The sequence below is a fragment of the Streptomyces sp. W16 genome (genome assembly GCF_033194735.1).
Classification (GTDB): domain Bacteria; phylum Actinomycetota; class Actinomycetes; order Streptomycetales; family Streptomycetaceae; genus Streptomyces.
Map to the genome: position 1 here is coordinate 1 of NZ_JAWOAI010000533.1, position 6,419 is coordinate 6,419.

The 6,419-nt window shown below is 72.8% G+C and carries 4 protein-coding genes and 1 tRNA gene; 4 read left to right on the forward strand and 1 reads right to left on the reverse strand.

Annotated elements, in window-relative coordinates:
- Window positions 1-133 precede the first annotated feature (133 nt).
- Window positions 134-1,390 (forward strand): glycoside hydrolase 5 family protein, encoded by a 1,257-nt coding sequence (locus tag R6V09_RS42840; protein ID WP_317886894.1) that lies wholly within the window; start codon window positions 134-136, stop codon window positions 1,388-1,390.
- Window positions 1,391-1,393: 3 nt separating this feature from the next.
- Here R6V09_RS42840 and R6V09_RS42845 read toward each other — a convergent pair whose 3' ends face one another.
- Window positions 1,394-2,869, reverse strand: coding sequence for a glycoside hydrolase family 3 N-terminal domain-containing protein (locus R6V09_RS42845; protein WP_317886895.1), 1,476 nt, complete (start codon window positions 2,867-2,869; stop codon window positions 1,394-1,396).
- A gap of 174 nt (window positions 2,870-3,043) precedes the next feature.
- Here R6V09_RS42845 and R6V09_RS42850 point away from each other — a divergent pair, with 174 nt between their 5' ends.
- The 3 genes from R6V09_RS42850 to R6V09_RS42860 all read left to right on the forward strand — a co-directional run.
- Window positions 3,044-4,063 (forward strand): lysylphosphatidylglycerol synthase transmembrane domain-containing protein, encoded by a 1,020-nt coding sequence (locus R6V09_RS42850; protein ID WP_317886896.1) that lies wholly within the window; start codon window positions 3,044-3,046, stop codon window positions 4,061-4,063.
- Between the two features lie 51 nt (window positions 4,064-4,114).
- A tRNA-Gln gene (locus tag R6V09_RS42855) sits at window positions 4,115-4,187 on the forward strand.
- A gap of 3 nt (window positions 4,188-4,190) precedes the next feature.
- Window positions 4,191-6,419, forward strand: a 2,229-nt coding sequence (locus R6V09_RS42860) for a hypothetical protein (RefSeq protein ID WP_317886897.1), incomplete at its 3' end; no start/stop codon positions are given.

Sequence of the window (6,419 nt, forward strand, 5' to 3'; positions counted from 1 at the left end):
GCCGCGGCCTCGCCGAGGGGGCGCCCGTCATCGGCGGCGGCGAGGACGGCGCGGGTGCGGGTGCCTCCGGCATCGAGGCCGACGACGAAATCACCCATGAATTCCTGGTTCAAATCATTGCTCATTACTGACTATGGTGGTTGATACATTCACGGAGGGCAAGACCGGACCCGGGGAGGATCCCATTCCTACGCTTCGCTTCGGCGTCAACTACACGCCGCGCCGCGGCTGGTTCCACTCCTGGCACGACTTCGACCCGGCGCACGCCCGTGAGGACCTGGCCCAGATAGCCGGGCTCGGCCTGGACCACGTGCGGATCTTCCATCTCTGGCCGCTGCTCCAGCCCAACCGCACGCTGATCCGCAGGACCGCCGTGGATCAGTTGGTGCACCTGGTCGACCTGGCGGGCGAGGCCGGCCTGGACGTCCTCGTGGACGGTGTCCAGGGCCATCTGTCGAGCTTCGACTTCTACCCGGAGTGGACCCGCGGCTGGCACCACCGCAATGTGTTCACCGACCAGGAGGCGATCACGGCCCAGGCGGAGCTGCTGCGCACCCTGGGCAACGCCCTCGCCGACCGCCCGAACCTGATCGGTCTCCAACTCGGCAACGAGCTCAACAACTTGGTGGAGCACAACCCGGTGACGGCGGACGAGGTGGACCACTATCTCGACACGCTGCTGGCCGCCGCCCGCGAGCAGCTGCCGCCGGACCGCCTGGTCACGCACTCCGCGTACGACGCCGCCTGGTACGGCGACGACCACCCCTTCACCCCGGAGGCCTCAGCCCGCAAGGGCGATCTGACCACCGTCCACCCGTGGGTGTTCTCGGGCGACTGCGCCCGCCGCTACGGTCCGCGTTCCCCGCAGGTGCTCCATCTCGCCGAGTACGGCACGGAGTTGGCGAAGGCGTACGCCACCGACCCGGCCCGGCCCGTCTGGGTCCAGGAGACCGGTGCGCCCGAGCCGCACATCCCGGCGGCCGACGCCCCGGAGTTCGCGCGCGCGACCGTGCGCAACGCGGCCGAGTGCGCGGGGCTGTGGGGTGTGACCTGGTGGTGCTCGCACGATGTGGACCGTTCGCTGGCCGACTATCCCGAACTCGAATACACGCTGGGCCTGTTCGACTCGGCGGGTCGCGCCAAGCCGATCGCCGAGGCCTTCGCCGCCGCGATCGCCGAGCCGCACACCGTCCGACTCCGTGAGATCGCGCTGGTGTTGGACTGCACCCCGGGCACCCGGTCGGTGTCCGGTCCTGGAGGCGCGTACTTCGAGGAGTGGATGCGGCTGCGTACCGAGGGCGTGCGCCCGGCGGTGGTCCTGGCCGAACGGGCGGAGGACGAGGGGTACTTGGCGGCACGCGGCATCAAGGAAGTCGTACACCTGTCATGACGCTCACACGCCGGCCAGTACCTCCGCGACCGCCCGCAGGTTGACCCGCCCACGCCCGTAGGAGCAGAGGGTGCCGCTCTCCGGCAGCCCGGTGTCGACCAGTACGGCGTCGGGCCGGCGGGCCGCCAGGGTGTCGCGCAGTCGGGCCTGCCAGGGGTGCAGAACGGCGTCGGAGGTGGCGAGGACCAGGGGCGCGCCGCGGCCCGCGATCGCGTCGACGAGGGCGGCGGGGTCGGCCGGCTCCTCGTTGATGGCGGTGCCGGTTGCCGTGGGGTCTATGGCGCGGAGTTCGGTGAGGAGGTCCTCGCCGCCCCAGTTCAGGGCGGGGTGCGGGGCCGGGAACAGGTCGACGACATGGGCGCCGCGCACGGGCGGCGGCAGGGGCCGGGTGCGTACGGCGCGGCGGGCCGCCTCCAGCCCGGCATCGGCGTCCCAGGCGGTGACCGCCCGGCGGGGAGTCGCGTACCGCTCGGCGAGCCGCCGCACCCGGCCGGCCGCCTCCCAGACCCGCTCCTCCGCCAGCATGCGCGCGTGCAGTGCGTCGAGGACGGCGTCCCGGCAGGCCAGGGTGACCGCCAGGTCCGGTACGGCGACGATGACCTGGTCCGCTCCGGCGGCGAGCGCGATGCGGGCGCCGGCCGCCTCGCCGTACTCGTCGGCGATCGCCTTCATCTCCAGCGCGTCGCTGACCAGGACGCCGTCGAAGCCGAGGTCGAGGCGGAGCAGGTCGCCGAGGATGCGGCGGCTCAGGGTGGCGGGGCGGTTGGCGTCCAGGGCCGGGAAGACGACATGGGCGCTCATCAGCATGGGCACGCCCGCGGCGACGGCCGCGCGGAACGGTTCGAGGTCGACGAGGAGTTCGTCGTAGGGCCGCGGGTCGATCGCGAGGCCGTGGTGGCTGTCGGTGATCGTGCCGCCGTGGCCGGGGAAGTGCTTGGCGCAGGAGGCGATGCCGCGTACGTCGGTGGCGGTGATCCAGGCGCGCAGATGGCGGGCGGCCAGCTCCGGGTCGGCGCCGAAGGAGCGGGTGCGCACGATCGGGTTGCGCGGCTGGTGCTGGAGGTCCGCGACGGGGGCGTACGAGGCGGTGATGCCGAGGGTGGCGAGGTGCCCGGCGAGGGCGTCGGCGCAACGGGCGGTCAGGGCCGGGTCGTCGACGACCCCGAGGGCGTAGGAGCCGGGGACGTCCGGGGCGTCGGCGTTCACCAAGTGGCCGATGTCACCGCCCTCGTTGTCGATGGCCACGAGCAAGTCGGGGCGCAGGGCGCGGAGTTCGTCGGTGAGCCGGCGCACCTGCCCGGCGTCCCGAATGTTGCGGGTGAACAGGATGACCCCGCCGAGGCCGCGGTCGATGAGCCGCTTGAGGGTGTCCGGCACCGTCGTCACGCCGTCGAAGCCCGCGACCAGACAGCGGTGGGCCGCCTCGTCGAGGTCGACAGGGAGGGCGATGGCGGCGGACGAACGCTCGGCGTGGGTCATACTGGAATTCAAATGGCTCACTCAACCTAAAGTCAACAAACCGATGGATTGTTGATTCAGGCAATGAATTCGGCTCGGTTACGCTTGTTCAGCGCCGTCCGCTTCGCCCAGCCGCCCGCACCCCTTCCGCTTCCCGACACCACTGCGTCATACCGGATGGGAACGTTTCGCCTCGTGTCCCTGCTTCCGCTCGAAGAGATCCCCGGGCCGCTCCCCGCCTCCACCGCCGGCCCCGCCCCCGTCCCCTTCCGTCTCCCCTCCGCCGCGCGCCTCGCCACCAAGGTCCTGACCCTGCTGCCCCTCCTGCTCATCGGGGTGTGGGCGGCGGTCGACTGGCGTGCCATGTACGACGGCACGGCCCGGCTCGCCTCCGCCGACCCCTGGTGGCTGCTTGCCGCGTTCTTCTTCACCTGCCTCGGCTGGGGCACCGCCGCCCTGGTCCGCCAGGGTGCCGTGCCGGAACGGCTGCCGACCGGTCTGCTGATCGCCTCGCAGTTCGCGGCCGGCACGGCGAACCACGCCCTGCCGGCCAGCATCGGCGCCCACGCCGTCACGCTGCGCTTCCTCCAGGGCCAGGGCATCCCCCTCACCCGCGCCACCGCCTCGCTCGCCCTGTACTCGCTGGTCAGGCCGATCGCCAAGACGCTCGTGCTGCTGGTCTTCCTCATCTCCTTCCCCGAGATACTGCCGTTCGGCCGACTCGCCCCGAAGGGCTGGTCGTTGCTCCTGGCGCTCGGCGGGGTGGCAGCCACTCTCGGCACCGCCGCCGTGCTGCTGACGTTCGTCCGGCGGCTGCGCCGCCCGGCCCTCCGCTGCGTCCGCGCCGCCCTGACCGACGTACGCCAGCTGCACACCATGCCCAGCAGGATCCTCGCCCTGTGGGGCGGGGCCGCCGCCGCTCCCGTGCTCCAGGCGACCGTGATCTTCTCGGTCGGTGCCTCACTCGGCCTGTCGCTGACCTGGGCGCAGGTGGTCCTCGCGTTCCTCGCCGCCAGCACCGCGGTCGGCGCCGTGCCCGCACCCGGCGGAATCGGTCCCGTGGACGCGGCGACGGTGTTCACGATGGTCGCGTTCGGCGCCCCCATGGACCTGGCCACGGCGAGCGTCATCGGCTACCGCGTCCTGACGGTGTGGGTGCCGCTGCTGCCGGGGGCGCTGATGCTGTCGGCGCTGGTCCACCGGAAGGTGCTGTGACCGAAATCCACTTGTCCGGCCGCCCGTTCCCCCTCTAACGTCGCTGCTCATCGGCGTGTAGCTCAGTCAGGAGAGCACCGGGCTCTGGACCCGGAGGGCGCGGGGGCAGTACCCGCCACGTCGGCTTATGGATGACGACGCTGAGCAGCAGCACCTCACCGCGGCCCCGGGCTATGCCCTGGGCCAGTTGGCCAAGGCCTTCACGACCGCGCTGACCCACGAGGACGCCGACACCCGCCGTCGCGCGGAGGGCCGCGTGCAGCGCTGGCGCGCCGTGCTCTCGGGAATGGCGGGCGGGCGGCTGACGATCGGTTCGCGCACCCCGGTGGCCGGGCTGCCGGCCTGGGTCACCCCCGAGGTGGTACGCGGCGGCTTCGCCACGGGCACCCCGAGCGCGGGCGGCCCGCTCCAGCCGTACGAGATCCGGCTCGCGGAGCGGTTCGGGGTGCCCGCGGACCGGCGGGCGCTGTTCGCGCACTGCCTCACCGACACCGGACTCACCTGGCTGCTGGGGCAGTTGAACAGCGGGCGGTACGAGGTGACCGTGCCGGAGGAGGGCGCGCTGCTCACCATGGCGTGGCTGGTGCGGCACGGGGAGACGGCCGCCGCGCTGGACCTGGTCGCGGAGTTGGAGCCGTTCGCCGGTCAACTCCGGTTCCTGCCCCGCCCGGCGGCCGGCCGACCCGCGTCGGACGTCACCGACGCGCTGCACCGCCGTAGCGTCGAAAACACCGTGGACAGGCTCGTCCGGCGGCGGCCGAACGCGGCCGTGGAGACGCAGCGCGAGGCACTCGCCGTATGGCAGCCGTTCGGGGACGAGCTGCTCGCGCTCTGGCTGGAGACGGCGGGCGGGGCGGACGGCCGGGTGCTGGAACTCGCCCCGGACGACGCCTGGTTGGAGCGCGGAGCCGCCCTGCTGGACCGCTATCGGCTGCTGGCCGAGGAGCACACCCGCTGCGGAAAGCACCGCAGCCCGAAGGAGAACCTGGGCATTCTGCGCGGCGCGCTGGAGGAGACCGTCACCGGGCGGGAGTTGGACGCGCGCCGGCTCGGGCTGCTGCGGCATGCCGTCGCGTCGATGGTGCGGCGGCGCGGTCTGCCGGGATCGCCTGCGCACACCGAGCTGCGGAGCGCGCAGCGGGTCCAGGCCGCTCTCCCCTCCCATCACGCCCTGGCGCAGGTGGTGTTGGGCCGGCTCGCCGTGCTGCCCCAGGAGTCGGGCATCGCCGATCTCACCCCCGTACTCGCCCCCGTGTCCGGCCCGGAGGAGCTGGAGACCGGCGTGCCCGTCGGCGCCCAACTCCCGCCCGTGCTGCGCCGGGTGGTCGAGGGCGCGCTGAGCGCACCGGTCGCCGTCCTGGTGGAGCGGGGAGTTGTGCCCTCGGCCGAGGTACTGGCCGAGCTGGTACCGCAGTTGGTCGCCGTCACCAGCTCGCGGGCCTACGACGACGAAGCGCTGCGGACGCTGATGGCCGCGAACTACCGCGCCTTCCGCAACCGCCGCTCGCTGCTCCTGCTCAACCTGGAGCGGCAGATCCGGATCGAGGAGCTGCCCTGGGTGCGGGCGGTCGCCGCGCAGCGCGGTGACGGCACGGCCGAAGCGGCCCTGGTGCTGCGGCAGTTGGGCGAGCTGGCGGTGAGCGGATTCCCCGGCACGATCCTGCCCAACCCGCTGGTGCGGGAACTCGGCGTGCTCGCCCGCCAGTCCGACCTGGGCGCTCCGATGGTGGAGGAGCTGGCCGCGGACATCTTCATGAACACCTTCGGGCCGAAGTTCCTCGTGGCGGCCCGGATCGCCGCCGAGCTGCTTCGCGGTTCGCTGTACGAGCGGTACTACGGCATCGACTACGCGGCGATCCGCAATCTGGCGATCGCCGAGGCGAGCGAGGCGGCCGGCCGGCCGCACGGGGCCCGGACGTCTCCCGGGTTCGCGCGACTGTGCACGAAGCGTGCCGAGGCGGCGTCCTCGGCGCCGGCCCGGCCCAAGTCCGGTGTCCCGCACGGTTCCTGGGTGGCGGACAACGGCAAGGTGATCGAGCAGTCCCAGATCCTGACCACGCACAACCTGGCCACGCTGGTCCACCGGGTGGGCATCGCCCCCGAGCCGGGCTGGGCCGAACTGGCGGAGCGCTGTTTCGTGACCGTGTGCCGGCTGACGGGCCGGGTGCACGGCAACCCGCGGCCGTACGCCGCGATCAAGGACGTGGCGTACGCCTGGCGGCAGTTGGTGTTCCATCTGTCGCTCTGCCCGCCCGCCGAGCAGCGGCGCGTGCTCGCCGCCCTGGACGAGGAGACGGGCCGTCACCCCGCTCATGTCGCCGCCCGTCTCGCGCCCGCCCTGGCAGGGCTGCGCCTG